Annotated in this window: 27 protein-coding genes; 10 read left to right on the forward strand and 17 right to left on the reverse strand. The window is 52.9% G+C overall.

Annotation, left to right across the window (positions count from 1 at the left end):
• Nucleotides 1-177 precede the first annotated feature (177 nt).
• Nucleotides 178-816, forward strand: a complete 639-nt coding sequence (msrA, locus tag OGX83_RS03270) for a peptide-methionine (S)-S-oxide reductase MsrA (RefSeq protein ID WP_174770784.1) — start codon at nucleotides 178-180, stop codon at nucleotides 814-816.
• Nucleotides 817-1,088: 272 nt separating this feature from the next.
• Nucleotides 1,089-2,429: a polyamine export protein PaeA gene (paeA, locus tag OGX83_RS03275; RefSeq protein WP_003830418.1), complete on the forward strand. Its 1,341-nt coding sequence runs from the start codon at nucleotides 1,089-1,091 to the stop codon at nucleotides 2,427-2,429.
• 66 nt (nucleotides 2,430-2,495) lie between these two features.
• Here paeA and OGX83_RS03280 read toward each other — a convergent pair whose 3' ends face one another.
• The gene (locus tag OGX83_RS03280) at nucleotides 2,496-2,702 is read right to left on the reverse strand and encodes a DUF1107 domain-containing protein (RefSeq protein WP_003025710.1); all 207 of its coding nucleotides are present in this window, start codon (nucleotides 2,700-2,702) and stop codon (nucleotides 2,496-2,498) included.
• A gap of 328 nt (nucleotides 2,703-3,030) precedes the next feature.
• On the opposite strand from OGX83_RS03280, the gene OGX83_RS03285 reads away from it, so the two are divergent.
• On the forward strand, nucleotides 3,031-3,588 hold the full coding sequence (locus OGX83_RS03285; RefSeq protein WP_235125690.1) for a YtfJ family protein: 558 nt from the start codon (nucleotides 3,031-3,033) through the stop codon (nucleotides 3,586-3,588).
• Here the strand turns inward: OGX83_RS03285 and cysQ are convergent.
• Nucleotides 3,578-4,318 (reverse strand): 3'(2'),5'-bisphosphate nucleotidase CysQ, encoded by a 741-nt coding sequence (gene cysQ / locus OGX83_RS03290; protein WP_008786026.1) that lies wholly within the window; start codon nucleotides 4,316-4,318, stop codon nucleotides 3,578-3,580. The two genes, OGX83_RS03285 and cysQ, sit on opposite strands and share 11 nt — an antisense overlap.
• A gap of 189 nt (nucleotides 4,319-4,507) precedes the next feature.
• Here cysQ and cpdB point away from each other — a divergent pair, with 189 nt between their 5' ends.
• Nucleotides 4,508-6,451 (forward strand): 2',3'-cyclic-nucleotide 2'-phosphodiesterase, encoded by a 1,944-nt coding sequence (gene cpdB / locus OGX83_RS03295; protein ID WP_286587354.1) that lies wholly within the window; start codon nucleotides 4,508-4,510, stop codon nucleotides 6,449-6,451.
• 47 nt (nucleotides 6,452-6,498) lie between these two features.
• Here cpdB and OGX83_RS03300 read toward each other — a convergent pair whose 3' ends face one another.
• The gene (locus OGX83_RS03300; RefSeq protein WP_032934267.1) at nucleotides 6,499-6,879 is read right to left on the reverse strand and encodes a winged helix-turn-helix transcriptional regulator; all 381 of its coding nucleotides are present in this window, start codon (nucleotides 6,877-6,879) and stop codon (nucleotides 6,499-6,501) included.
• 84 nt (nucleotides 6,880-6,963) lie between these two features.
• Between OGX83_RS03300 and OGX83_RS03305 the strand changes: the two genes are divergently transcribed.
• From OGX83_RS03305 to OGX83_RS03315, 3 genes are all read left to right on the forward strand, one after another.
• Nucleotides 6,964-7,812 (forward strand): SDR family oxidoreductase, encoded by an 849-nt coding sequence (locus OGX83_RS03305; RefSeq protein WP_286587356.1) that lies wholly within the window; start codon nucleotides 6,964-6,966, stop codon nucleotides 7,810-7,812.
• 81 nt (nucleotides 7,813-7,893) lie between these two features.
• Nucleotides 7,894-8,718 (forward strand): AraC family transcriptional regulator, encoded by an 825-nt coding sequence (locus OGX83_RS03310; protein WP_032944272.1) that lies wholly within the window; start codon nucleotides 7,894-7,896, stop codon nucleotides 8,716-8,718.
• A 76-nt stretch (nucleotides 8,719-8,794) separates the two neighbouring features.
• Nucleotides 8,795-9,760 (forward strand): DMT family transporter, encoded by a 966-nt coding sequence (locus OGX83_RS03315; RefSeq protein WP_048236274.1) that lies wholly within the window; start codon nucleotides 8,795-8,797, stop codon nucleotides 9,758-9,760.
• A 68-nt stretch (nucleotides 9,761-9,828) separates the two neighbouring features.
• Here OGX83_RS03315 and OGX83_RS03320 read toward each other — a convergent pair whose 3' ends face one another.
• Nucleotides 9,829-11,400, reverse strand: coding sequence for a methyl-accepting chemotaxis protein (locus OGX83_RS03320; protein WP_286587358.1), 1,572 nt, complete (start codon nucleotides 11,398-11,400; stop codon nucleotides 9,829-9,831).
• 244 nt (nucleotides 11,401-11,644) lie between these two features.
• Here OGX83_RS03320 and ytfE point away from each other — a divergent pair, with 244 nt between their 5' ends.
• Nucleotides 11,645-12,307 (forward strand): iron-sulfur cluster repair protein YtfE, encoded by a 663-nt coding sequence (gene ytfE, locus OGX83_RS03325; protein ID WP_003025690.1) that lies wholly within the window; start codon nucleotides 11,645-11,647, stop codon nucleotides 12,305-12,307.
• Between the two features lie 144 nt (nucleotides 12,308-12,451).
• Here ytfE and cycA read toward each other — a convergent pair whose 3' ends face one another.
• Nucleotides 12,452-13,861: a D-serine/D-alanine/glycine transporter gene (gene cycA / locus OGX83_RS03330; protein ID WP_103768627.1), complete on the reverse strand. Its 1,410-nt coding sequence runs from the start codon at nucleotides 13,859-13,861 to the stop codon at nucleotides 12,452-12,454.
• Nucleotides 13,862-14,169: 308 nt separating this feature from the next.
• Nucleotides 14,170-14,790, reverse strand: coding sequence for a BamJ family beta-barrel-assembly machinery protein (bamJ, locus tag OGX83_RS03335; RefSeq protein ID WP_286587388.1), 621 nt, complete (start codon nucleotides 14,788-14,790; stop codon nucleotides 14,170-14,172).
• A 219-nt stretch (nucleotides 14,791-15,009) separates the two neighbouring features.
• Between bamJ and OGX83_RS03340 the strand changes: the two genes are divergently transcribed.
• Nucleotides 15,010-15,660: a LysM-like peptidoglycan-binding domain-containing protein gene (locus OGX83_RS03340; protein ID WP_008786018.1), complete on the forward strand. Its 651-nt coding sequence runs from the start codon at nucleotides 15,010-15,012 to the stop codon at nucleotides 15,658-15,660.
• Nucleotides 15,661-15,724: 64 nt separating this feature from the next.
• Here the strand turns inward: OGX83_RS03340 and OGX83_RS03345 are convergent, their stop codons facing one another.
• The 6 genes from OGX83_RS03345 to OGX83_RS03375 form a co-directional block, all read right to left on the reverse strand.
• The gene (locus OGX83_RS03345) at nucleotides 15,725-16,648 is read right to left on the reverse strand and encodes a DMT family transporter (RefSeq protein ID WP_286587364.1); all 924 of its coding nucleotides are present in this window, start codon (nucleotides 16,646-16,648) and stop codon (nucleotides 15,725-15,727) included.
• 142 nt (nucleotides 16,649-16,790) lie between these two features.
• Nucleotides 16,791-17,240 carry a 50S ribosomal protein L9 gene (gene rplI / locus OGX83_RS03350; RefSeq protein WP_003025676.1) on the reverse strand — a complete coding sequence of 150 codons (450 nt, stop codon included), beginning with the start codon at nucleotides 17,238-17,240 and terminating at the stop codon, nucleotides 16,791-16,793.
• Between the two features lie 41 nt (nucleotides 17,241-17,281).
• Complete coding sequence (rpsR, locus tag OGX83_RS03355) at nucleotides 17,282-17,509, reverse strand: 30S ribosomal protein S18 (protein WP_000135199.1); 228 nt, start codon at nucleotides 17,507-17,509, stop codon at nucleotides 17,282-17,284.
• Between the two features lie 4 nt (nucleotides 17,510-17,513).
• On the reverse strand, nucleotides 17,514-17,828 hold the full coding sequence (gene priB, locus OGX83_RS03360; RefSeq protein WP_003025674.1) for a primosomal replication protein N: 315 nt from the start codon (nucleotides 17,826-17,828) through the stop codon (nucleotides 17,514-17,516).
• A 6-nt stretch (nucleotides 17,829-17,834) separates the two neighbouring features.
• Nucleotides 17,835-18,230, reverse strand: coding sequence for a 30S ribosomal protein S6 (rpsF, locus tag OGX83_RS03365; protein WP_003025672.1), 396 nt, complete (start codon nucleotides 18,228-18,230; stop codon nucleotides 17,835-17,837).
• Between the two features lie 158 nt (nucleotides 18,231-18,388).
• Nucleotides 18,389-19,153, reverse strand: coding sequence for a TSUP family transporter (locus tag OGX83_RS03375; RefSeq protein ID WP_003830447.1), 765 nt, complete (start codon nucleotides 19,151-19,153; stop codon nucleotides 18,389-18,391).
• A gap of 299 nt (nucleotides 19,154-19,452) precedes the next feature.
• Here OGX83_RS03375 and yjfY point away from each other — a divergent pair, with 299 nt between their 5' ends.
• A complete protein-coding gene (yjfY, locus tag OGX83_RS03380; RefSeq protein ID WP_003025668.1) occupies nucleotides 19,453-19,728 on the forward strand; it encodes a DUF1471 family protein YjfY in 276 nt (91 codons plus the stop codon).
• A gap of 131 nt (nucleotides 19,729-19,859) precedes the next feature.
• On the opposite strand, the gene OGX83_RS03385 is transcribed toward yjfY, so the two are convergent.
• From OGX83_RS03385 to ulaB, 5 genes are read right to left on the reverse strand one after another with little or no spacing between them, the layout of a single operon-like run.
• Nucleotides 19,860-20,546, reverse strand: coding sequence for an L-ribulose-5-phosphate 4-epimerase (locus OGX83_RS03385; protein WP_020996261.1), 687 nt, complete (start codon nucleotides 20,544-20,546; stop codon nucleotides 19,860-19,862).
• Nucleotides 20,546-21,400, reverse strand: coding sequence for an L-ribulose-5-phosphate 3-epimerase (locus tag OGX83_RS03390; RefSeq protein ID WP_008786014.1), 855 nt, complete (start codon nucleotides 21,398-21,400; stop codon nucleotides 20,546-20,548). The genes OGX83_RS03385 and OGX83_RS03390 overlap by 1 nt, the downstream gene beginning before the upstream one ends.
• Nucleotides 21,401-21,409: 9 nt before the next feature.
• Nucleotides 21,410-22,060 (reverse strand): 3-keto-L-gulonate-6-phosphate decarboxylase UlaD, encoded by a 651-nt coding sequence (ulaD, locus tag OGX83_RS03395; RefSeq protein ID WP_003025660.1) that lies wholly within the window; start codon nucleotides 22,058-22,060, stop codon nucleotides 21,410-21,412.
• A gap of 12 nt (nucleotides 22,061-22,072) precedes the next feature.
• Nucleotides 22,073-22,540 carry a PTS ascorbate transporter subunit IIA gene (gene ulaC / locus OGX83_RS03400; RefSeq protein WP_006686330.1) on the reverse strand — a complete coding sequence of 156 codons (468 nt, stop codon included), beginning with the start codon at nucleotides 22,538-22,540 and terminating at the stop codon, nucleotides 22,073-22,075.
• A gap of 10 nt (nucleotides 22,541-22,550) precedes the next feature.
• Complete coding sequence (gene ulaB, locus OGX83_RS03405) at nucleotides 22,551-22,856, reverse strand: PTS ascorbate transporter subunit IIB (protein WP_003025655.1); 306 nt, start codon at nucleotides 22,854-22,856, stop codon at nucleotides 22,551-22,553.
• Nucleotides 22,857-22,871 lie beyond the last annotated feature (15 nt).

The raw sequence follows: 22,871 nt of genomic DNA on the forward strand, positions 1-22,871 counted from the left end.
AAAAAAATACTATGCCGTTCCTCGGCTTAACAAAAAATCAACAATAAGAGTTGAAAAACAGACGACAACCCAAATATTTCTTATGTTTAACTCTAGACGTATTCACGCCGTTTATTGTGGGCAAAGACGCGTCTCGTTACAACCTTAACCCAAATGACTGATTTCGGGAGAACGGCCATGAGTTTATTTGATAGAAAGCATCTTGTTACTCAAGCAGATGCGCTACCTGGACGCAACACCCCGATGCCAGTGGCAACGCTGCATGCGGTTAACCAACATTCGATGACCAACGTGCCCGACGGTATGGAGATAGCTTATTTCGCCATGGGATGCTTCTGGGGCGTTGAGCGTTTATTTTGGTCATTGCCAGGGGTCTACAGCACGGCGGCCGGGTACACCGGCGGCTACACCCCAAACCCAACCTATCGTGAAGTGTGTTCTGGCGATACCGGGCATGCCGAAGCGGTACGCATCGTCTATGACCCGCATGTTATCAGCTACGAACAACTGCTGCAGGTGTTCTGGGAAAATCACGACCCGGCTCAAGGCATGCGTCAGGGGAACGACCTGGGCACGCAGTATCGCTCCGCCATTTACCCGTTAACGCCGGAACAAAGCGCCGCCGCACAGGCCAGCTTTGAGCGTTTTCAGGCAGCAATGACCGCCGCAGGCGACGAGCGCACCATTACCACGGAAATCACTACGGCAACCCCGTTCTATTATGCCGAGGACGATCACCAGCAGTATCTGCACAAAAATCCTTACGGATATTGTGGCATTGGTGGTATTGGTGTTTGCCTGCCGCCACAAGGATAATTTCCCCCTCTGGCGACTTTACAGTGCCTTACGCTATACTAGCTTCTGAATTTACCGGCTCACTTCCACGAGCCGGTTTTCAATGAATATTCCATTGGATTTATACTCTAAGGATTTCGAGTTGCAGGCAGGCGGCAAACTCGTGAATCCCCAGGAGCATAGAAAACTATGTGACTGGGGTGAATGAGTGCAGCTAACGCACCTGCAGCTTGAAAGACGATGAGTATCAACTTCTCCCTTCCGAGGATCTGACCCGAACGGTCGGATAAGATATGTTAAACAGTATTTTAGTCATTCTCTGCCTGATCGCCGTGAGTGCGTTTTTCTCGATATCTGAGATCTCGCTTGCTGCATCACGCAAAATAAAACTTAAACTGCTTGCCGATGAAGGCAACGTAAACGCACAACGTGTTTTGAAGATGCAGGAAAACCCCGGCATGTTTTTTACCGTCGTGCAAATTGGCCTTAACGCGGTCGCCATTCTCGGCGGTATCGTCGGTGATGCAGCATTCTCCCCGGCGTTTTACAGCCTTTTCTCGAAGTACTTCACTCCAGAGCTGTCCGAACAGTTAAGCTTTATTCTGTCGTTCTCGCTGGTTACTGGCCTGTTCATCCTGTTCGCGGATTTAACCCCGAAACGCATCGGTATGATTGCGCCAGAAGCTGTGGCTTTGCGTATCATCAACCCGATGCGCTTCTGCCTGCTGGTCTTCCGCCCGCTGGTGTGGTTCTTTAACGGTCTGGCAAACAACATTTTCCGTCTGTTTAAGATCCCAATGGTGCGTAAAGACGACATCACCTCGGACGACATTTACGCCGTGGTCGAAGCGGGTGCGCTGGCGGGTGTTCTGCGCAAGCAGGAGCATGAGCTGATTGAAAATGTGTTCGAACTGGAATCCCGTACCGTCCCGTCTTCAATGACCTCGCGCGAGAATATTATCTGGTTCGATCTCCATGAAGATGAGCAAAGCCTGAAGAACAAGGTGGCGGAACATCCGCACTCCAAATTCCTGGTGTGTAACGAAGATATCGACCACATCATTGGTTATGTTGATTCAAAGGATCTCCTCAACCGCGTACTGGCAAACCAAAGCATGGCGCTGAACAGCGGCGTACAGATCCGCAATACGCTGATCGTCCCGGACACGCTGACGCTCTCTGAAGCGCTGGAAAGCTTCAAAACCGCAGGCGAAGACTTTGCCGTCATCATGAACGAGTACGCGCTGGTGGTGGGGATTATCACGCTCAACGACGTTATGACGACGCTGATGGGCGATCTGGTAGGTCAGGGTCTGGAAGAGCAGATTGTGGCACGTGATGAAAACTCATGGTTAGTCGACGGCGGTACACCGATTGATGACGTAATGCGCGTGCTGGATATCGACGAGTTCCCGCAGTCCGGCAACTATGAAACCATCGGCGGCTTTATGATGTTCATGCTGCGTAAAATCCCGAAACGCACCGACTCGGTGAAGTATTCAGGTTACAAATTTGAAGTGGTGGATATCGATAACTACAAGATCGATCAGCTGCTGGTGACGCGTCTGGACAGTAAACCTACCGTTCTGGTACCAAAACTGCCAGATGCAAAAGAAGAGGCAAAGGCGTCTTAACGCCTTACAGAAACATCAACGGCTCCCATCAGGAGCCGTTTTTTTAACTACTGCATAGCACTTTGATCAAGCCATCTCAGTTTGCAGACGCAAGACCTGACGGTTAACTTCGGACATCACGGAAAAATGCAGTTTGTCCTTCACTTTTGGGATAAGAATCTTACCCTTATCAAATTCAAAAGCGCCTACATCCTTGATATATAACCGTCCACGAAACAGGATCTTCACGTACTTCGCCACCTGCAGCGGGTTGTATCGTTGGAAAATTTTCATTGTTGTCTCCTGCTGAGCATTACGCCTTTGCGGTACCACAATCGGTCCGACAATCCTCAGGCGCAAATTTTAATGCCCTATGACTATAGACTATCTCGTTGATGTTTCCAGCGTGTATAAGTTTATTTACCTTCAAGTTACAATTATTCAGAATTATCTTTTCAACGCTTCGCTGTCTTCAGTATAAGCCTTCATTTTTCGCAGGATTTGTGCGCCCGTCCGCAAACTGGCATCGCGCTTGCGGGAAAAAGCATCATTCGCACATATGATTAAATTCCAGACCCAAGTGGTCGGATCACCTGCAAAATAAAAGAAAGAAGGAAAACCTATGACCTTACGAAATCTGCTGGCGCTGTCGTGCCTGCTACTGCCGATGATTGCCTCCGCACATAAGTTTGAGACTGACCAGCGCGTACCGCCGGTGGGGATCGCCGATCGCGGCGAACTGATTCTCGATAACGATAAGTTTAGCTACAAAAGCTGGAATAGCGCGCAGTTGCCAGGCAAAGTGCGAATTGTGCAACACATTGCCGGACGCACCTCCGCCAAAGAGAAAAATGCGACGCTGATCGAGGCGATCAAAGCCGCCAACCTGCCGCACGACAAATACCAGACCACCACTATCGTCAACACGGATGACGCCATTCCCGGCTCCGGTATGTTTGTGCGCAGCAGTCTGGAGAGCAATAAGAAGCTCTACCCGTGGTCGCAATTCATTGTCGACAGCAATGGCATTGCGCGTAAAGCCTGGCAACTGGATGAAGAGAGCTCCGCTATCGCCGTACTCGACAAGGACGGACGCGTGCAGTGGGCAAAAGATGGCGCATTAACGCAGGAAGAGGTGCAGCAGGTAATTGCCCTGCTGCACAAATTACTCAGTAAATAGAGACGCGGAAGCCGGGGTTGAGGAACGATTCACGTGGGGTGTAATCCAGAGGTTTCCCCTGCCAGTCGTGAACGTGCGCTCCGGCTGCGGCTGCAACGGCATGGCCAGCGGCGGTGTCCCACACGTTGGTTGGCCCAAAACGCGGATACAGCTGTGCGTGCCCTTCCGCCACCAGGCAGAACTTCAGCGATGAGCCAATCGACGTGGTCTGGTGCTCACCCAACTGTTGCAGATATTCTTTTAACTCATTGTCGGCATGCGAGCGGCTAATGACCACCAGCGGCGGACGCGCGTCACGAACCTGAATTTGTTTGCGTACGCCGCACTCTTCTTTCCACGCTTTACCTTCTGCTGCGCTGTACATCACTTTCATTACCGGCGCGTAAACCACGCCCAGAACCGGCTTTCCTTTCTCGATCAGCGCAATATTGACGGTAAATTCACCGTTACGCTTAATGAACTCTTTGGTCCCGTCCAGCGGGTCCACCAGCCAGTAGCGCTGCCAATGCTGGCGAACATCCCAGCCAGGAGGCGCCTCTTCAGACAGAACCGGAATATCCGGCGTCAGCGCCAGTAATCCTTCGAGGATCACCGTATGTGCGGCGATATCTGCCGCCGTGACCGGAGAATCATCCTGCTTGCTGGTAATCTCCATCGGTTTGATTCCATCGTAGACCTGCATAATGGCATCGCCCGCGTTCCGTGCAAGCTGGCATACATGTTCTAGCATTCTCCACCTCGTTTCTGTCAGTGGTGTTAACTCGTTGTTTTACTTATACCCGATCGTCAGGGGATCCGCCAACTGTGATAGCGTCTGCGGTTTTAAACGCTATATTCATGTCATGATTCACAGTTCTGTAAGCAAGAAGATTTATATACATTTTCTTTTGTGGCTTAGATCTTAAAAGGATGCCCCCTGATGATTAAGTTTAGTGCAACGCTTCTGGCAACGCTGATTGCAGCCAGCGTCAATGCCGCGACCGTCGATCTGCGTATAATGGAAACCACTGATTTGCATAGCAATATGATGGATTTCGATTATTACAAAGATACACCGACTGAAAAATTCGGTCTGGTACGTACGGCAAGTCTGATCAACGCTGCGCGTGGTGAAGTCAAAAACAGCGTGCTGGTTGATAATGGCGATCTGATTCAGGGCAGCCCGCTCGGAGATTACATGGCGGCCAAGGGGCTGAAAGCGGGCGAAACTCACCCGGTATATAAGGCGCTGAATACCCTGGATTACACGGTGGGTAACCTCGGCAACCATGAATTCAACTACGGTCTGGAGTATCTGCACAACGCGCTGGCCGGAGCGAAGTTCCCTTACGTTAACGCCAATATCATCGACGTGAAGACCAAGAAGCCGCTATTTACGCCTTACTTGATCAAAGACACTGAGGTGGTCGACAAGGAAGGGAACAAGCAAACGCTGAAGATTGGCTATATCGGCTTTGTGCCACCGCAGATTATGACCTGGGATAAAGCCAACCTCAGCGGCAAAGTCACGGTGAACGACATTACGGAAACTGCACGCAAATACGTTCCGGAAATGAGAGAAAAAGGCGCCGATGTCGTGGTGGTGGTTGCTCACTCCGGGCTTTCTGCCGACCCATATCAAACGATGGCGGAAAACTCCGTTTATTACCTCAGCGAAGTACCGGGCGTGGATGCCATTATGTTTGGTCACGCTCACGCCGTCTTCCCGGGTAAAGACTTTGCCAATATAAAAGGCGCAGATATCACAAAAGGTACGCTGAATGGGGTTCCTGCGGTGATGCCGGGTATGTGGGGCGATCACCTGGGCGTGGTGGATTTAGTGCTGAATAACGACAGCGGTAAATGGCAGGTCACTCAGGCTAAAGCCGAGGCGCGCCCGATCTATGACGCCGCAGCCAAAAAATCACTGGCAGCAGAAGACAAAAAAATCGTTGAGATCCTGAAAGCCGATCACGACGCCACGCGTGAGTTTGTCAGCAAACCGATCGGTAAATCCGCCGACAACATGTACAGCTATCTGGCGCTGGTACAGGATGACCCGACCGTACAGGTGGTGAACAACGCGCAGAAAGCCTATGTGGAACACTTTATTCAGGGCGATCCGGATCTGGCAAAACTGCCGGTACTTTCCGCCGCCGCGCCGTTTAAGGTCGGTGGACGCAAGAACGATCCGGCAAGCTTCGTAGAAGTCGAAAAAGGCCAGTTAACCTTCCGTAACGCCGCTGATTTGTATCTTTATCCCAACACCCTGGTGGTAGTGAAAGCCAGTGGCAAAGAGGTGAAAGAGTGGCTGGAATGTTCCGCCGGGCAGTTCAATCAGATTGATATCCACAGCAGCAAACCACAGTCGTTGATTAACTGGGATGGCTTCCGTACCTATAACTTCGACGTGATTGACGGCGTGAATTATCAGATTGATGTTTCACAACCCGCCCGCTACGACGGTGAATGTCAGACCATTAACCCGAAAGCGGAACGTATTAAAAATCTGACCTTTAACGGTAAGCCGGTCGATCCTAACGCTTCCTTCCTCGTCGCGACCAACAACTACCGCGCCTACGGCGGTAAGTTTGCCGGAACCGGAGACAGCCACATCGCGTTTGCTTCTCCGGATGAAAACCGCTCGGTGCTGGCGGCCTGGATTGGTGCTGAGACGAAGCGTGCCGGTGAAATTCACCCGGCGGCAGATAACAACTGGCGTCTGGCGCCAATTCATAGCGATACACCACTGGATATTCGCTTTGAAACATCACCGTCTGATAAAGCCGCGGCATTTATTAAAGAGAAAGGCCAGTATCCGCTGAAGAAAGTCGCGACCGATGACATCGGTTTCGCTATTTATCAGCTGGATTTAAGTAAGTAATTTTCGTGCCGGATGCGGCGCAATAGCGTCTTATCCGGCCAACAAAACTACGCAGCCCGTTCGTCCCGCTGCGCTAAAACCTGCGGCAAATTCAGTTCTATCCAGTCTGCCAGCGCGGCGACTTTATCGCTCACCTGCTCACCCAACGGCGTCAGGCTATACTCCACGTGCGGCGGCACCACCGGATACGACACCCGATTTATAAACCCGTCATGCTCTAACGCTTGCAGGGATTGCGCCAGCATCTTTTCACTGACCCCGCCCATCTTACGGCGCAAATCGCTGAAACGGTGCGTACCGTCGCGCAGCGCCACCAGAATCAACACGCCCCAGCGGCTGGTGACGTGTTTTAACACCTCACGGGAGGGACACTGTTCGGCAAACAAGTTGCCATCGCGTAACTGCTGGGAGAGTGTCGATGCTGTCATTTTCATACTAACCTTTTTGTGCGTACTTACTAAAAGTGAGTTTAGGTGTTAGCGTGATTAAACACAATACCAAGGAGTCACTCCATGATCGCAATTACCGGCGCCACCGGCCAACTGGGCCAACACGTTATTGAATCTCTGCTGAAAACCGTTCCTGCCAGCCAGATTGCGGCAATTGTGCGTAATCCCGCTAAAGCGACGGCGCTTAGCCAGCAGGGCATTACCGTTCGTCAGGCGGATTACAGCGATGAAGCCGCCTTGACGGCTGCCTTACAGGGCATCGACAAGCTACTGCTAATCTCCTCCAGCGAAGTGGGACAACGCGCCCCGCAGCATCGTAACGTGATCAACGCAGCGAAAGCCGCGCACGTGAAATTCATCGCCTACACCAGCCTGCTGCACGCCGACACCTCCCCGCTGGGGCTGGCTGATGAGCATGTGGCAACCGAGAAGATGCTGGCTGAATCCGGTATCGGCTACGCGCTGCTGCGTAACGGCTGGTACACCGAAAACTATCTCGCCAGCGCACCGGCTGCACTGGAACACGGCGTGTTTATCGGGGCTGCAGGTGAAGGCAAAATTGCCTCAGCGACCCGCGCCGACTATGCCGCTGCCGCCGCGCGCGTCATCAGTGAAGACGGTCACGCCGGTAAAACTTATGAACTGGCGGGCGACGCAGGCTGGACCCTGAGCCAGTTGGCTGCCGAGCTGGCAAAACAGAGTGGTAAAAAAGTGGTGTATCAGAACCTGAGCGAAGCAGATTTTGCCGCCGCGCTAAAAAGTGTGGGCCTGCCTGCAGGGCTGGCGGACATGCTGGCTGACTCAGACACTGGCGCCTCCAAAGGTGGTCTGTTCGACGACAGCCATACGCTGAGCAAACTGATTGGTCGCCCGACCACCTCGTTGGCTGACAGCGTCAAAGGCATCGTGTAAGTGTTAAAAATTAGTTAATTGTGGTGGCATCCCCGCGCATCCTCTCTGATAATGACAGGATGATGCGTGGGGAGAGAAAACGTGCAAGGTGTACCTGAGCAGTTTATTGATGAGAAAGACAGCGCCCGCTTTCGCCATCTGGCGCAGGTGCCGGGCGTTGAGTTGTATCATGCGCACATCTCACGTTACGCCTTTGAACCACATACCCATGAAGCGTTTGGCATTGGCGCGATAGAAGCCGGAGCCGAACGTTTTCGCTATCGCGGCACGCAGTACGTGGCTCCCGCCCATTCTGTCGTCACCATGAATCCCGATGAGCTGCATACCGGCGAAGCCGAAACCGCCGACGGCTGGCGCTATCGGATGATTTATCTTGAACCCGACCTTCTGGAAGAGGTCACCGGGATCCGCCACTGGTGGTTTCATGACGTAACGCGTCACGATCCGCTGCGCTCGCGCCAGATCTGCTCGCTGATCCACGGCCTGTGGAACACTGAAGATCCGCTGGCGCAAAAAGGCCTTCTACTCGATCTGATCGACACGTTCCAGCCGCTGGCCCGCCATGCGCCGGTATTGCCGGAGGGGGCGCATCGCTTTGAACGGGTACGCGAGTATCTGCATGATAATTATATGCATCCGGTCACGCTCGACGAGCTGGCGCGGGTTGCATCGCTGAGTCCCTGGCATTTTCAGCGCCAGTTTAAGTCTCATTTCCACGTCACGCCGCACCAGATGCTGATGGCGATCCGGTTGTGGCGAGCCAAAGGTTTTCTCACTTACGGTATGCCCGCCGCAGAGGTCGCCGCCGCAACCGGCCTCACCGACCAGTCGCATCTCACCCGCGCGTTTACCCATCGCTACGGCATTACGCCGGTGCGTTATCAGAAACAAGTCGTCCGGCGTTGATCAGCAATCTCATACAATACGGCAGCATTTTTCCTGCCTACACTCGACGTATTGTTAAACGATGTGGATGTCCAAAATGATTAGCGGTGTGTTGTATGCCCTGTTGGCCGGGCTGATGTGGGGATTAATTTTTGTTGGACCGCTGATCGTACCGGAATACCCGGCGGTATTGCAGTCGATGGGGCGTTATCTGGCGCTGGGGCTGATCGCATTGCCGATTGCCTGGCTGGGACGTGCGCGCCTGCGTCAACTCGTGCGGAAAGACTGGGTAACTGCGCTGACGCTAACAATGATGGGGAATCTGATTTATTACGTTTGCCTGGCAAGCGCCATCCAGCGCACCGGCGCACCGGTCTCCACGATGATTATTGGTACATTGCCGGTGGTGATCCCGGTCTTCGCTAACCTACTCTACAGCCAGCGTGACGGCAAATTATCATGGTGGCGTCTGTCGCCTGCGCTGGTATTGATTGGTATAGGACTGCTGTGCGTGAATATCTCGGAGCTGAATCAGGGGTTACCAGACTTTAGTGGCTGGCGTTATGGTTCCGGCATCGCGCTGGCGCTTGTCTCGGTGGTGTGTTGGGCATGGTATGCGCTGCGTAATGCCCGCTGGCTGCGCGAGAATCCGGATAAGCACCCGATGATGTGGGCGACGGCCCAGGCTCTGGTAACGTTGCCCGTTTCTCTGCTCGGTTACATTGCCGCCTGCCTGTGGCTGAACGGGCAAACACCGGACTTCGCTCTGCCCTTCGGTCCGCGTCCGGGCGTGTTTATCGGTCTGATGATAGCCATTGCGGTATTGTGTTCGTGGGTTGGCGCACTGTGCTGGAACGTCGCCAGCCAAAAATTACCGACGGTGATCCTCGGCCCGCTGATTGTCTTCGAAACGCTGGCCGGTTTGTTGTACACCTTTATTCTGCGTCAGGAATTTCCACCTCTGCTGACGGTTAGCGGTATTGCGCTACTGATGGTTGGGGTGGTGATAGCAGTCAGAGCCAAGCCGCAGAAACCGAGCGTCGTGGTGGTTTCACAATCATAATGTGCCGGATGGCACTGCTTATCCGGCCTACAAGGACTGTACGATCTCATGTAGGCCGGATAAGGCGTTTACGCCGCCATCCGGCGCGACACTTTAAACACCGCTACCGTCTGGTTCAACCGCGCGGCCTGCTCTTCAAGCGCAGCAGCGGCGGAAGCGGATTCTTCTACCAGCGAGGCGTTTTGCTGCGTGACGCGATCCATTTCGGCAACCGCCTGGCCTACCTGATCGATACCCCGACTTTGTTCATCAGAAGCTGAGGCAATCTCCCCCATGATGTCGGTCACGCGGGTCACGGCGCTAACTATTTCCGCCATCGTTTCACCCGCTTCATGCACCAGCGCCGTACCGGCATTGACCCGATTCCCCGAGTCATCTATCAGCGCTTTGATCTCCTTCGCCGCCTGAGCGCTACGCTGCGCCAGCGTCCGAACCTCGCCTGCGACCACGGCAAATCCGCGCCCCTGCTCGCCCGCACGCGCCGCTTCCACCGCCGCGTTCAGTGCCAGAATATTGGTCTGGAAGGCAATGCCGTCGATAACATTGGTAATTTGCGCGATTTTGCTGGAACTGGTGGCGATTTCATCCATCGTACGCACCACACCATCAACCACGGTTCCGCCTTTTTGCGCCGTCTGTGAAGCATTTTTTGCCAGGCTGGTCGCCTGACGCGCGTTATCTGCGTTCTGCCTCACGGTTGCGGTAAGTTGTTCCATGCTGGCTGCGGTCTCTTCCAGAGAGGCGGCCTGCTGCTCGGTACGTGAAGAGAGATCGTTACTGCCTGCGGCGATTTCACCCGCACCGGTATAGATGGTATCGGCCCCGTCACGCACCACGCTGACCGTATTCGCCAGCGCCTGCTGCATGTCACGGACGTTACTTGCCAGCAGCGCCATTTCATTACTGCCGTCGGCGCTGATGGGGTGCGTCAAATCGCCTGCGGCAATGTGGCGAATATGTCCCATCACCTCGTGGAGCGGCTTGAGCAGCACTCGCTGCATCGCCAGCCAACTGGCGATAATCACGGTGACGACAATCAGCATCACCGCGGACAGCAGCCAGATTATCTTCTGGTAATCACTCTCATTGTCCTGCACTCCGGCAGTGGCCAGCGCCGTTTGCGCGCTACGCCATTGCCGATAAACTTCCTGCATGGCCGTTTGCTTTTGCTCGGCATTCTGCTTGAACATCTCTTCCAGCTTTCCTTCAGCCAGCAGCGCGTTCATTTTTGCCAGCGTCGCAGAATAGATGCCGTACTGCTCTTCCAGTCGATCGGCCAGATGCTCATCCAGCCCCGGCGTTTCCGGCAGAGCGTAGTATTTATCGTAATGCTCTTTCGATTCGGCCAACAGGCGATTTGCCGTGTTCACCAGCTCCTTTAATTGACCGCCGTTAATCTCGCTGGCCATCGTTCCCTGTAAACGCAGCATGCCCCGGTTGAGCGTGACGCGAGCCTGGTTCAGGCTAATCCACGCATCGGTAAACTCGGCCACGTTCTGGCTGGAAAGTTGAGACACGTTAAAGTTCTGCTTATCGTTATTGAGTGCGCCAATAAAGACGCCCGCGGAGATGAGCTGCATTGCGCCCAGCGCGAGTAACACGGTGATAAGTAAGGTTATCACTTTGATTCGTTTGAACATCTGTAGCCTTTTATTATGCAGGTATTGTCTGAGGTCTAACTATCGGCAGCGGCGTGCGCTTATTTAATCCTGTCGTGCGGCTTTTTTCGCCGTACTTCTCCTTTCCAATAAGATTCAGCATCTTAACGAGATAAGAAATTTTCGTGACGCCCATCACAAAACACCCCACCCCGAAAGGGTTATATCCTTCGCCATAAGTTGCATTTAAAATGCACCTTATATTATTGAGAATGAGGTAACGGCAATGTCTTATCGCGATCAACCTTTAGGTGAACTGGCGCTCTCTATTCCTCGCGCTTCGGCCCTGTTTCGTAAATACGATATGGATTACTGCTGCGGCGGTAAGCAAACGCTGGCACGCGCTGCCGCGCGTAAAGAGCTGGATTTAGACGTTATTGAGGCGCAGCTCGCGCAGCTGGCTGAACAGCCGCTGGAGAAAGACTGGCGTACCGTGGCTCTGGCTGAAATCATCGACCATATCATCGTGCGTTATCACGACAGACACCGCGAACAGCTGCCGGAGCTGATCCTGCAGGCCACTAAAGTTGAACGCGTTCACGCAGACAAACCGAACGTACCGCGCGGTCTGGCGAAAAACCTGACCATGCTGCATGAAGAGCTGTCCAGCCACATGATGAAAGAAGAACAGATCCTGTTCCCGATGATCAAACAGGGCATGGGTAGCCAGGCGATGGGGCCAATCAGCGTGATGGAAAGCGAGCATGACGATGCGGGTGAACTGGTGGAAGTGATCAAACACATCACCCATAACGTAACGCCGCCACCAGAGGCCTGCACTACCTGGAAAGCCATGTATAACGGCATTAACGAGATGATCGACGACCTGATGGAACACATCAGCCTGGAAAACAATGTGTTGTTCCCGCGTGCCCTCGCAGGTGAATAAAAAAGCCCGGTGGCGCTAGCGCTTACCGGGCCTACAACGACCTCGAACGTAGGCCTGATAAGGCGAAGCCGCATCAGGCAATCCCGCCAGCATAGTGCCGGATGCGGCTTCGCCTTATCCGGCCTACATCTCACGTCTTAGCGATTAACGCACGCCTGCCATACGTTTCTTACCGATAAACAACCAGCCCAGACCCAGCGCGATGAACCACAGCGGCGTGACGATCAGCGCCTGACGGGTATCATCTTCCAGCGTCAGCAGTACCAGTACGAAGACGAAAAACGCCATACATACCCAGCACATCAGCTTGCCTAACGGCATCTTGTAGATTGATTTTTCATGCAGGTGAGGACGCTGCTTGCGGTACACCAGGTACGAGCAAAGAATGATGGTCCAGACGAACATGAACAGAATCGCCGATACAGTGGTGATCATGGTGAAGGCGCCAATCACGCTCGGGTTCACGTACAGCATCACCACACCGCCCAGCAGACAGATACAGGAGAAGGTTAACCCCTTCGCCGGAACTGCGCGTTTAGACAGCTTGGCAAACGCTTTAGGCGCAACGCCTTCCTGCGCCAGACCGAACAGCATACGGCTGGTAGAGAACACGCCGCTGTTTGCAGAAGAGGCAGCTGAAGTCAGCACCACAAAGTTGATCAGGCTCGCCGCAGCAGGCAGACCAACCAGCACAAACAGTTCAACGAATGGGCTCTTGGTTGGCACTACCGAGCTCCACGGCGTAACGGACATAATCACGATCAGCGCGAACACGTAGAACATGATGATACGGATTGGAATCGAGTTAATGGCGCGCGGCAGAGATTTCTCCGGATCCTTGGTTTCCGCTGCGGTCGTACCCACCAGCTCAATACCCACAAACGCAAACACGGCTATCTGGAAGCCGGCAAAGAAGCCACTCAGACCTTTCGGGAACCAGCCACCGTCATTCCACAAGTGCGTGAACGATGCCTGAACGCCGGTTGGCGACTGGAAGTGCGTCAGCACCATCACCAGACCGACGACAATCAGGCCGATGATGGCAACGATTTTGATCATCGCAAACCAGAACTCCATCTCACCGAACATTTTTACGGTGGCGAGGTTGAGGCTCAGCAGCAGCACAATCACCGCCAGCGAGGCGACCCAGTCTGACAATTCGGGGAACCAGAATTGCGCATACGCGGTAATCGCGACCACGTCTGCCATCCCGGTAACAACCCAGCAGAACCAGTAGGTCCAGCCGGTAAAATACCCGGCCCATGGCCCGAGCAGGTCAGAGGCAAAATCACTAAACGATTTGTACTCCAGATTCGAGAGCAGCAATTCACCCATTGCGCGCATCACGAAAAACAGCATAAAACCGATGATCATATACACAAAGATGATCGACGGTCCGGCGAGACTGATGGTTTTACCGGAGCCCATAAACAGGCCAGTACCGATAGCGCCACCAATAGCAATAAGTTGAATATGACGGTTTGTGAGATTGCGCCGTAGCGACTGTTCAGACGACGCCTCTTCAGCGGCGTCGACTTTTACCTGATCTACCATGTTTTTTCTTCCTGTACCTGTCTGTGTTGTTCAGGCTCTACGGCCTTTAGTGTGTCTATGATACGACGATCCTGTTATCAGGACTCATCGATATTAGGTAAGAATTGGCGGGATGAATACTAAGATTTAGATATAATGTTAATTTAATGTTTAAAGTGAGTGTCATATCACTCTGATAGCGCGAATCAGCTCACAAAAATACACGCTGATGGGGCATTTGCAAGATAAAATATCGACAACGACGTAACTATAGCTTTTCACGCTATTTTTTTGCTCCCCCCGGCCTCGGGGGGAACAGAAGTCACTGCTTACAGAATCTCAAGCAGCTCAACTTCGAACACCAGCGTGCTGAACGGAGGAATGGACGCGCCAGCGCCACGCTCGCCGTAAGCCAGTTCCTGAGGAATAGTCAGTTCCCATATGGAACCTACCGGCATCAGGGTCAGCGCTTCAATCCAGCCTGGGATTACGCCGTTAACCGGGAATTCAGCCGGTTCGCCACGTGCGACAGAGCTGTCAAACACGGTACCGTCGATCAGCTTACCGGTGTAGTGCACGCGAACGCGGTCAGTACGTGCCGGAATAGCACCTTCACCCTGGGTCAGAACACGGAACTGCAAACCAGATTCAGTGCTGTTCACACCGTCTTTCTCACGGTTTTCTTCCAGATATTTGACGCCATCAGCCGCCATAGCCTGGAAACGCTCGCGACGAACTGCATCAGCACGTTCGTGGATTTCACGCAGTGCGCGATGCACAACATCAACCGGCACTGCCGGGTGCTTACCTTCCAGCGCGTCAGCGATACCCGCTACCAGCGCTTCAGGCAACAGTCCTTCCAGTCCGGATTCGCTCAGCTGTTGTCCTACCTGCAAACCAATGCCGTAGCTTGCTTGCGCTTCGATAGTGTCAAAAGTCGGGTTAGCCATCATATTTCCTTTCATCGGATGTAAAGTAGCGGGCAGCATATCAGCCATGCCGCATCCGGTAAAACTTTGTCTCGGGAACAGATGACAAATCGCGAGGAAACATAAACAATAGGAATATCCCGCGTTGACGTCACGAAAGCGGGTAATATGACGAACATCATAGCGTTAGCCATCTATACTCTATGATCGAGGAACGAGACGCGGAGCAGGAGGAAAGCCATGCCCGGGCGCTTTGAATTAAAACCAACCCTGGCGAAAATCTGGCATGCACCGGACAATTTTCGCATTATGGACCCGCTACCGCCTATGCACCGCCGCGGCATTATTATTGCTGCTATTGTGTTGGTGATAGGTTTCCTGCTCCCTTCCAGTGACACCAGCGATACCCCTGTGGTGACGCGTACTGCCCAGCTGGATTTACAGTCACAGTCGCAGCCACCGACCGAGGCTCAGCTGCAGGCACAGCTTGTCCCGCCGCAAAATGATCCCGGCCAGGTCGCTCCGGTTGCGCCAGAGCCAATCCAGGAAGGCGAACCTGATGCGCAGCCTCAGGTCCAGCAATCTCAGCCGCAGACACAACCTTTCCAACAGGATAGCGGAATTGACCAGCAGTGGCGCTCCTACCGCGTAGACTCAGGTAAAACGCTGGCGCAGGTATTCCGTGACCATAACCTCCCGCCAACCGATGTGTATGCGATGGCACAGGTTGAAGGCGCCGGAAAACCGCTGAGCAATCTGAAAGACGGACAGATGGTGCAGATCAGGCAGAATGCCAATGGCGTAGTGACAGGATTAACCATTGATACCGGAAATGGCCAGCAGGTCCTGTTTACCCGCCAACCTAACGGCAGTTTTATCCGCGCCCGTTAAGCGCTGTGCCCCCGCGATTCCAGGCCTGATAAGCGATAGCGCCATCAGGCATCAAGGTGAAACGTCAGCGTTTCACCTTGTTCACCCACCAGATCCCCGAACAGACCAGCACCAGCGCCACCGCATATTTCCATTCGAGAATGTTTTCACCGAGGAATATTGCCGACAGCACTGCTCCCGAAACTGGGATCAGGAAGTTAAACGGCGCAATCATCCCCACGCGATTATGTTTGAGCAGAATACTCCACAAGGCGAAAGCGACCGAAGAGAGTAACGTCAGGTAGCCGAGAATCGCCACCGAAGACGCACCGTGTACGGTTAGCGTGCCGCCAAAAGCGTAGCCGCCGATAACCAACGCCAGACCGCCACCGCCCAACTGGTACCCTGTCATTACCGTCGGGTCCACCGTCTGAGAAATACGTTTTCCATATAGCGTGGCAGCAGAGAGAATAAAGGCCGCCATCACTACTGAGCCGTCTCCTAACAGGCTGAAGCTAAAATCCAGTCCGCTGCTAAAGTTCACTACCATCACCCCAGCAAAGCCGAGAATACAGCCCAGCGCTTTGTTGTAGCTCAGTTTGTCATTATGGTAGATAAAATGGGCCAGCAGCACGCTGAAGAAGGTCCCGGTCGCATTCATGATGGACCCTTTCACTCCCGTCGTGAACGCCAGGCCAATGTAGAAGAAGATGTATTGCAGCGAGGTTTGCGTTAGCCCCAACAGCGTGAGTTGGCCGTACTGACGCGGGCTTAACCGGCCAATCGGTTTACGCTGCGCTACCGCCAGCAGTAGCAGCAATAATCCCGCAAACAGAAAGCGATATCCGGCAAAGACAATCTTTGAGGGAATGTCATCCGTGGCAATCTGGAAGATCTCATATCCGCTTTTGATCGCCGGATAGGCGCTCCCCCACAGCAGGCAGCAGAACGCCGCGCTCAGGTAGACAATATTTTTACGCGCAAACAGAGGTTGGTGCGTTGGTTCCATTCCATCACCACTTTGAAATAATGTTTTATTTTTGTGATTATCCCGAAAAGGATAAAAAATAGCCAGAGAGAAAAGCGGGGGAACAGAAAAGCAAAACGCCGGCACAGGGCCGGCGCTTTTACGCGGTCATCAGAATAAAAACTTATTCTGCAACTACGTTTACAGTCAGCTTAGCAAACACTTCGCTGTGAACCTGGAAGCTCACTTCGTGCTCGCCAGTGGTACGCAGAACGCCGTTCGGCAGACGAACTTCGCTCTTAGCTACTTCAACGCCAGCTGCAGTTACAGCGTCAGCGATGTCGCGAGTACCGATGGAACCGAACAGTTTACCTTCGTCGCCAGCTTTAGACGCGATGGTTACGGTTTCCAGTGCGTTGATTTTCTCAGCACGAGCTTCAGCAGCGGACAGAACGTCAGCCAGTTTAGCTTCCAGCTCAGCGCGACGCGCTTCGAAAAATTCAACGTTTTTCTTGGTAGCAGGAACAGCTTTACCCTGTGGTACCAGGAAGTTACGAGCATAGCCCGCTTTAACGTTAACCTGATCACCCAGGCTACCCAGGTTTGCTACTTTATCAAGCAGAATAACTTGCATTACCTTATCCTCTCAAAGTCGTATTAATGGACCGTGACCGATTACTGATGACGATCAGTGTACGGCAGCAGGGACAGGTAGCGAGCGCGTTTGATAGCGCGAGCCAGCTGACGCTGGTATTTTGCACGGGTACCGGTGATACGGCTTGGGACAATCTTACCGCTTTCGGTGATGTAGTTTTTCAGCGTAGCGATATCTTTATAGTCGATCTCTTGAACGCCTTCCGCGGTGAAACGGCAGAACTTGCGACGACGGAAATAACGTGCCATATGGCTAGTCTCCAGAATCTATCAATTCAATCTGCTCGGCATGCAGAACCATTTTGCTCAGGCCGTTCTTTGCCTTGTGGCAAGAGATGAACCCCTGAACGGTCACTGCGCTACCGACCGTTATACTGTGAGTAATGGCCTGGTTTTCGTGTCCGCTAATAATAACGGGCATTTGGCACCACGCCTGCCGGTGAAACCCGGCTTCCTCCTGCACAGAACGATGCTCAAGCACGAACTGGCAATGAGGAATTCCTGATGGACTGACCTTTCGAAGGGGGGCCCTGCACACAGTGCCGGACAACGCCAGACGGTTGGTCATCAGAAATTACTCTTCAGAATCCCCAGCTTCAGCATCATCTGCGGTTTCGTTAGCGAAATCATCGCGACGTTCACGACGCTCGTCTTTCGCTTTAACCATCGGAGATGCTTCGGTAACAGCGTGTTTAGTACGCATAACCATGCTGCGGATAACGGCATCGTTGAAGCGGAAGGTAGTTTCCAGCTCATCGATCACTTCCTGCGGCGCTTCAACGTTCATCAGAACGTAGTGAGCTTTGTGCAGTTTGTTGATCGGGTAAGCCAGCTGACGGCGGCCCCAGTCTTCCAGACGGTGGATCGTGCCTTCTGCACCAGTGATGGCAGCAGTGTAGCGTTCGATCATACCCGGAACCTGTTCGCTCTGGTCAGGATGGACCATAAAAACGATTTCGTAATGACGCATCGAATTGCTCCTTACGGATTATTCAGCCTCCTGTCTGGGTCAGCCGAGGCCCATGGAGGCAAGGAACGTGTTAAAGGTCGGCTGAAAAATGACGCGTCATAATACTGGGGTCAGCAGGTAAACTCAAGGTGCTTGTACGATTATTTATCATGTTGCCATTAATACATATCCAGCAGCATTTTGATGCTGATACAAATGGAGACAATGACAATCATGGGTCGGATGACTTTCTTACCGCGCGTCAGTACGACTGTCGCACCAAGACGTGCGCCAAGGGATTGCCCTGCAAACATCACCAAACCCAGCGACCAGATCATTTTACCGCCGAAAATGAAGAACAAAATCGAGGCGATGTTCGACGCCAGGTTAATAAAATTCGAGTGGATTTGCGCTTTATCAATACTGTATCCCCACAGCAGAATATAGCTGAGGGTATAAAAGGAACCTGCCCCAGCCCCGAGAAAGCCATCATAAAAACCAATACATCCCCCACCGATCAACGAGAAGAGAAACAGGGATACCTGCTGCTTTCTTTTCGGTTCGCTAAGGTTTGGCGCAAAAATAAAGTAAATGGCGACTGCGATAATCAGGATTGGGAGCAGTTTCTTCAGCAGTTCCGGTTCAATGAACTGGATAAGCGTCGTTCCCAGCGCAGAACCGATAAAGGCAGATAAAAACACATACTTGTGCTCCTGCACGTTGATATGTCCTCGGCGTAAAAAGTAAATTCCGGAGGTCAGCGAGCTACCCAGAGCCTGAATTTTATTGGTTGCCAGCGCATTAGCCGGGGGTAAACCAGAAATTAAGAGTGCGCCAATAGAGAGAAATCCACCACCACCCGACACCACGTTAATAAAGCCAGCCACCAGCGCGACCATAAACATAACCACGAAATAGCTGAAATCCATGAATGAAGTATCCATAAGTTTTTGCCTTATTATCATAAAGTTATATTAATTATCCGGCTCACTATAAACGGCGTACTCACCCGATTAAATTGACTATTTGGTAAGAGCTTATGCGCGAAAGGCAGGTATTTTTTCACCGCAGCGGTATACACCAGCAGACTGTTAATTAAAGAAAAGATGGTTATGCGGTAATTTTTTGAACAACTGCATCAGAAATGGTCGCTATCGACTGCACTGGTAGCGGTTAAAATTACATCAGAAGTTAATCACTCACAGGAGAGAGGCAACCAGAGACCGCAGTCGAGGAGGTACATATGCGAGCCCGTGTTTTGACCCTTCTGGCTGTGCTTTTGCTCAGTGCAAATGCAACGGCAGCCATCAAAATTGATAACCATCAGGCCAGGAACATGGATGATGTGCAGAGCTTAGGCGTCATTTACATAAATCATAACTTCGCCACTGAAAGTGAAGCCACTCAGGCCCTGAATGAAGAGACCGATGCGCAAGGCGCAACCTACTACCACGTGATCCTCACCAGGGAACCCGGTAGTAACGGAAATATGCACGCCAGTGCAGATATTTATCGTTAACACCAGAAATAACCAACGAGAACATTGCCACAGTTTGACTTGCCCCCTTCACTGGGGGCTTTTTTTGCAAAACAATCCCGAAGCCAGACCGATCTCATCCCCATGAAGAGTTGGCTCCGGAACGTTTATTCCTACTTCTGCCCGTAATAGGCATTTGGGCCGTGCTTACGCATGAAGTGCTTATTCATCAGATAACTGTCGATAGCGCTGAGCGCCGGATTAATGCCACGCGCAATCCATGCCATTTTTGCCACCTCTTCCATCACCACCGCGTTATGTACCGCGTCATGAGCGTCTTTGCCCCAGGCAAACGGGCCATGTTGGTACACCACTACGCCTGGCGTATGCAAAGGTTCCACCTCCCCCAGCGTTTCAACAATCACCCTGCCGGTATTCAGCTCATACTCATCCTGAACTTCCGCTTCAGTTAACGCCCGGGTGCAGGGGATATCACCAAAGAAGTAGTCCGCATGCGTCGTGCCTAGTGCAGGAATTGCCAGACCTGCCTGCGCCCATGCCGTCGCGTGGGTTGAGTGGGTATGCACCACGCCGCCAAGGGAGGAATAGCGACGATACAGCGCCAGATGGGTGGCGGTATCGGAAGAAGGACGATAGCGTCCTTCCACCACGTTGCCGTGCAGATCCACAACCACCATGTCGTCCACTGTCATTGTCTGGTAGTCGACGCCGCTGGGCTTAATCACCACCATCCCGCGTTCGCGGTCGATGGCGCTGACATTACCCCAGGTAAACGTCACCAGCCCGTAGCGCGGCAGATCCATATTAGCCTCAAAAACCTGCTGTTTGAGTTTTTGCATTACACCGCCTCCACCAGACCGGCGCTGGCCATACGCGCTTTCACCCAGTCGCGCGCCTTCGCCACTTCACGAGCCGGATCGTCCGACGTTTCACTCCACATCTCAATCAGGTATGGCCCGCAATACCCACTCTGTTTGAGCGTCGCAAAACAACGTTCGAAATCGACAACCCCTTCACCAAACGGCACATTTTTGAATACGCCGGGTTTGGTATCTTTCACGTGTACGGCAACGATATGGCCCATTCCCGCCTGCAGCTCCATCTGCACATCGTTGTCCCACGCCGACAAATTGCCGATATCGGGATACAGCTGGAACCACGGATTGTTGAGATAGTGAGCGTATCCCAGCGCCTTACTGATCGAATTCATCAGTGGATAATCCATGATTTCCATCGCCAGCGTCACCTGTGCACGGCTCGCCATCTCTACGCTTTCTTTCAGCCCATCGCGAAACCGACGACGCGTTTCGTTATTGGCCTGCTGGTAATAGACGTCGTAACCGGCCAGTTGAATAACGCGAATACCGATATCCTGCGCAAACTGAATCGCTTTACGCATGATCTCCAGCCCTTGTTCGCGTACCGCATCATCTTCACTGCCAAGCGGGAAACGACGATGAGCGCTCAGGCACATGGACGGTACCCGTATCCCTGTCTCGGCGATAGCGGCCACCAGCGCCAGTCGCTGCTCGCGGTTCCAGTCAAGACGCGCCAGGCGAGCGTCGGTTTCATCAACCGACATTTCGACAAAGTCAAAGCCCAGTTCCTTCGCCAACTGCAAGCGCTCCAGCCAGCACTCCCCGCCGGGGAGTGCCTTTTCATAAATACCGAGCGGGACCTGTTTCGACAACATAGTCGCTCCTTATCCCCACAGCTGGGCGATAGAACGTTTGAACTGACGGGCCGCTTCCACCGGAGAGGCGGCATCGCGAATGCTGCGACCGGCAATAAATACGTGAATCGGAATTCCCTGGAACAGCGGCAGATCTTCCAACGCCAGACCGCCGGTGACGGTGACTTTAAAGCCCATCTCGGACAGGCGTTTGATCGCGCTGATATCCGCCTCTCCCCACGCCACACCTGCTGCCTGCGCATCACGGCTGCGGTGATACACAACTTGCCCAATGCCCGCGTCACGCCACTCTTGCGCCTGCTCCCAGGTCCAGTAACCCGTCAGTTCAATCTGTACATCACCGTTAAATTCTTTCGCCACCTCCAGTGCCCCCTTGGTGGTGTTGATATCCGCACAGCAGATGACGGTGACCCAGTCAGCGTTGGCTTCGAAACACATGCGGGAGAGGATTTTTCCCGCATCGGCAATTTTGGCGTCCGCCAGCACAATTTTATGCGGGTAAAGCGCCTTCAGATCGCGAACGGCGCGCACACCCTCTGCCACGCAAAGAATGGTGCCCACCTCAATGATATCGACCTCTTCGGCAATCAGACGCGTCGTTTCATACGCGGAAGACATTGATTGGTTATCCAGCGCAACCTGCAACATAGGTAATGACATTTTGGTATCCTTTTAAACAGCCGCCGCAGTGGCGTTATCAATTAAATCCAACACTTCCTGCGCGGTGCGACAGGCGCGTAAACGGTCGAAATTGGCTTCGTCATCAAAGAGATTCACGATCTGCATGATGCCCACTTCCTGATGCGTGTTGGCGTCAACTGCCGCCATCGTTATCAGAATATCGACCGGGTCGTTATCTTCGTGGTTAAACACCAGCGGCGTTTTCAGCGTCACCAGCGCAAAACCGGTTTTCTTAACTCCTTCCTCCGGACGGCCGTGCGGCATTGCCAGGCCAGGTGCAATCACAAAGTACGGGCCAAACTGCTCAACGCCATCAAGGATGGCCTGGTAGTAGCGTGGTTCAACCACATCGGCCTTAACCAGCAGATCCACACCAAGCTTTACCGCTTCCTGCCAGGTACTGGCCTCGGCTTGCAAAAGGATGGAATTATTGTCTGCCAGCGAGTCACGTAATTTCATATGCCGCCCCTTACTTCACGTCCTGCGGGAAATGCGCTTTGATCACTTCCAGCAGTTTTGGCCCAAAATCGGCAGGAGACAGCATGTTGCGTACGCCGACGACATATTTATTGCCAGAAACGGTAATCTCACCGGCGATATGCGTAGAAGCGATGATGATATCCGCACCGCTCAGTTCACTTTTGTATTCACCCACGGCGCAGCTGTTTACCGTATGGTCAATATTTGACTGGGTTAAAAACTGGTCCACCTTCATTTTCATGATCATGGAACTGCCCTGCCCATTGCCACACACAGCCAGAATACGTACGGTCATAATCGGAACTCCTTA

It is taken from the genome of Citrobacter sp. Cpo074 (genome assembly GCF_030332745.1).
GTDB classification, from domain to species: Bacteria; Pseudomonadota; Gammaproteobacteria; order Enterobacterales; family Enterobacteriaceae; genus Citrobacter; species Citrobacter portucalensis.

Bases quoted from the DNA above. Each gene is read 5' to 3' on its own strand.
- OGX83_RS03315 (WP_048236274.1), top strand. From the start codon at position 8,795: ATGATTAGCGGTGTGTTGTATGCCCTGTTGGCCGGGCTGATGTGGGGA.
- ulaB (WP_003025655.1), bottom strand. From the start codon at position 22,856: ATGACCGTACGTATTCTGGCTGTGTGTGGCAATGGGCAGGGCAGTTCC.
- OGX83_RS03280 (WP_003025710.1), bottom strand. From the start codon at position 2,702: ATGAAAATTTTCCAACGATACAACCCGCTGCAGGTGGCGAAGTACGTG.
- OGX83_RS03385 (WP_020996261.1), bottom strand. From the start codon at position 20,546: ATGCAAAAACTCAAACAGCAGGTTTTTGAGGCTAATATGGATCTGCCG.
- cysQ (WP_008786026.1), bottom strand. From the start codon at position 4,318: ATGCTAGAACATGTATGCCAGCTTGCACGGAACGCGGGCGATGCCATT.
- paeA (WP_003830418.1), top strand. From the start codon at position 1,089: ATGTTAAACAGTATTTTAGTCATTCTCTGCCTGATCGCCGTGAGTGCG.
- OGX83_RS03285 (WP_235125690.1), top strand. From the start codon at position 3,031: ATGACCTTACGAAATCTGCTGGCGCTGTCGTGCCTGCTACTGCCGATG.
- cycA (WP_103768627.1), bottom strand. From the start codon at position 13,861: ATGGTAGATCAGGTAAAAGTCGACGCCGCTGAAGAGGCGTCGTCTGAA.
- bamJ (WP_286587388.1), bottom strand. From the start codon at position 14,790: ATGGCTAACCCGACTTTTGACACTATCGAAGCGCAAGCAAGCTACGGC.
- OGX83_RS03305 (WP_286587356.1), top strand. From the start codon at position 6,964: ATGATCGCAATTACCGGCGCCACCGGCCAACTGGGCCAACACGTTATT.
- cpdB (WP_286587354.1), top strand. From the start codon at position 4,508: ATGATTAAGTTTAGTGCAACGCTTCTGGCAACGCTGATTGCAGCCAGC.
- rpsR (WP_000135199.1), bottom strand. From the start codon at position 17,509: ATGGCACGTTATTTCCGTCGTCGCAAGTTCTGCCGTTTCACCGCGGAA.
- ytfE (WP_003025690.1), top strand. From the start codon at position 11,645: ATGTCTTATCGCGATCAACCTTTAGGTGAACTGGCGCTCTCTATTCCT.
- ulaC (WP_006686330.1), bottom strand. From the start codon at position 22,540: ATGAAATTACGTGACTCGCTGGCAGACAATAATTCCATCCTTTTGCAA.
- OGX83_RS03340 (WP_008786018.1), top strand. From the start codon at position 15,010: ATGCCCGGGCGCTTTGAATTAAAACCAACCCTGGCGAAAATCTGGCAT.
- rplI (WP_003025676.1), bottom strand. From the start codon at position 17,240: ATGCAAGTTATTCTGCTTGATAAAGTAGCAAACCTGGGTAGCCTGGGT.
- OGX83_RS03300 (WP_032934267.1), bottom strand. From the start codon at position 6,879: ATGACAGCATCGACACTCTCCCAGCAGTTACGCGATGGCAACTTGTTT.
- priB (WP_003025674.1), bottom strand. From the start codon at position 17,828: ATGACCAACCGTCTGGCGTTGTCCGGCACTGTGTGCAGGGCCCCCCTT.
- OGX83_RS03375 (WP_003830447.1), bottom strand. From the start codon at position 19,153: ATGGATACTTCATTCATGGATTTCAGCTATTTCGTGGTTATGTTTATG.
- ulaD (WP_003025660.1), bottom strand. From the start codon at position 22,060: ATGTCATTACCTATGTTGCAGGTTGCGCTGGATAACCAATCAATGTCT.
- rpsF (WP_003025672.1), bottom strand. From the start codon at position 18,230: ATGCGTCATTACGAAATCGTTTTTATGGTCCATCCTGACCAGAGCGAA.
- OGX83_RS03345 (WP_286587364.1), bottom strand. From the start codon at position 16,648: ATGGAACCAACGCACCAACCTCTGTTTGCGCGTAAAAATATTGTCTAC.
- OGX83_RS03390 (WP_008786014.1), bottom strand. From the start codon at position 21,400: ATGTTGTCGAAACAGGTCCCGCTCGGTATTTATGAAAAGGCACTCCCC.
- msrA (WP_174770784.1), top strand. From the start codon at position 178: ATGAGTTTATTTGATAGAAAGCATCTTGTTACTCAAGCAGATGCGCTA.
- yjfY (WP_003025668.1), top strand. From the start codon at position 19,453: ATGCGAGCCCGTGTTTTGACCCTTCTGGCTGTGCTTTTGCTCAGTGCA.
- OGX83_RS03320 (WP_286587358.1), bottom strand. From the start codon at position 11,400: ATGTTCAAACGAATCAAAGTGATAACCTTACTTATCACCGTGTTACTC.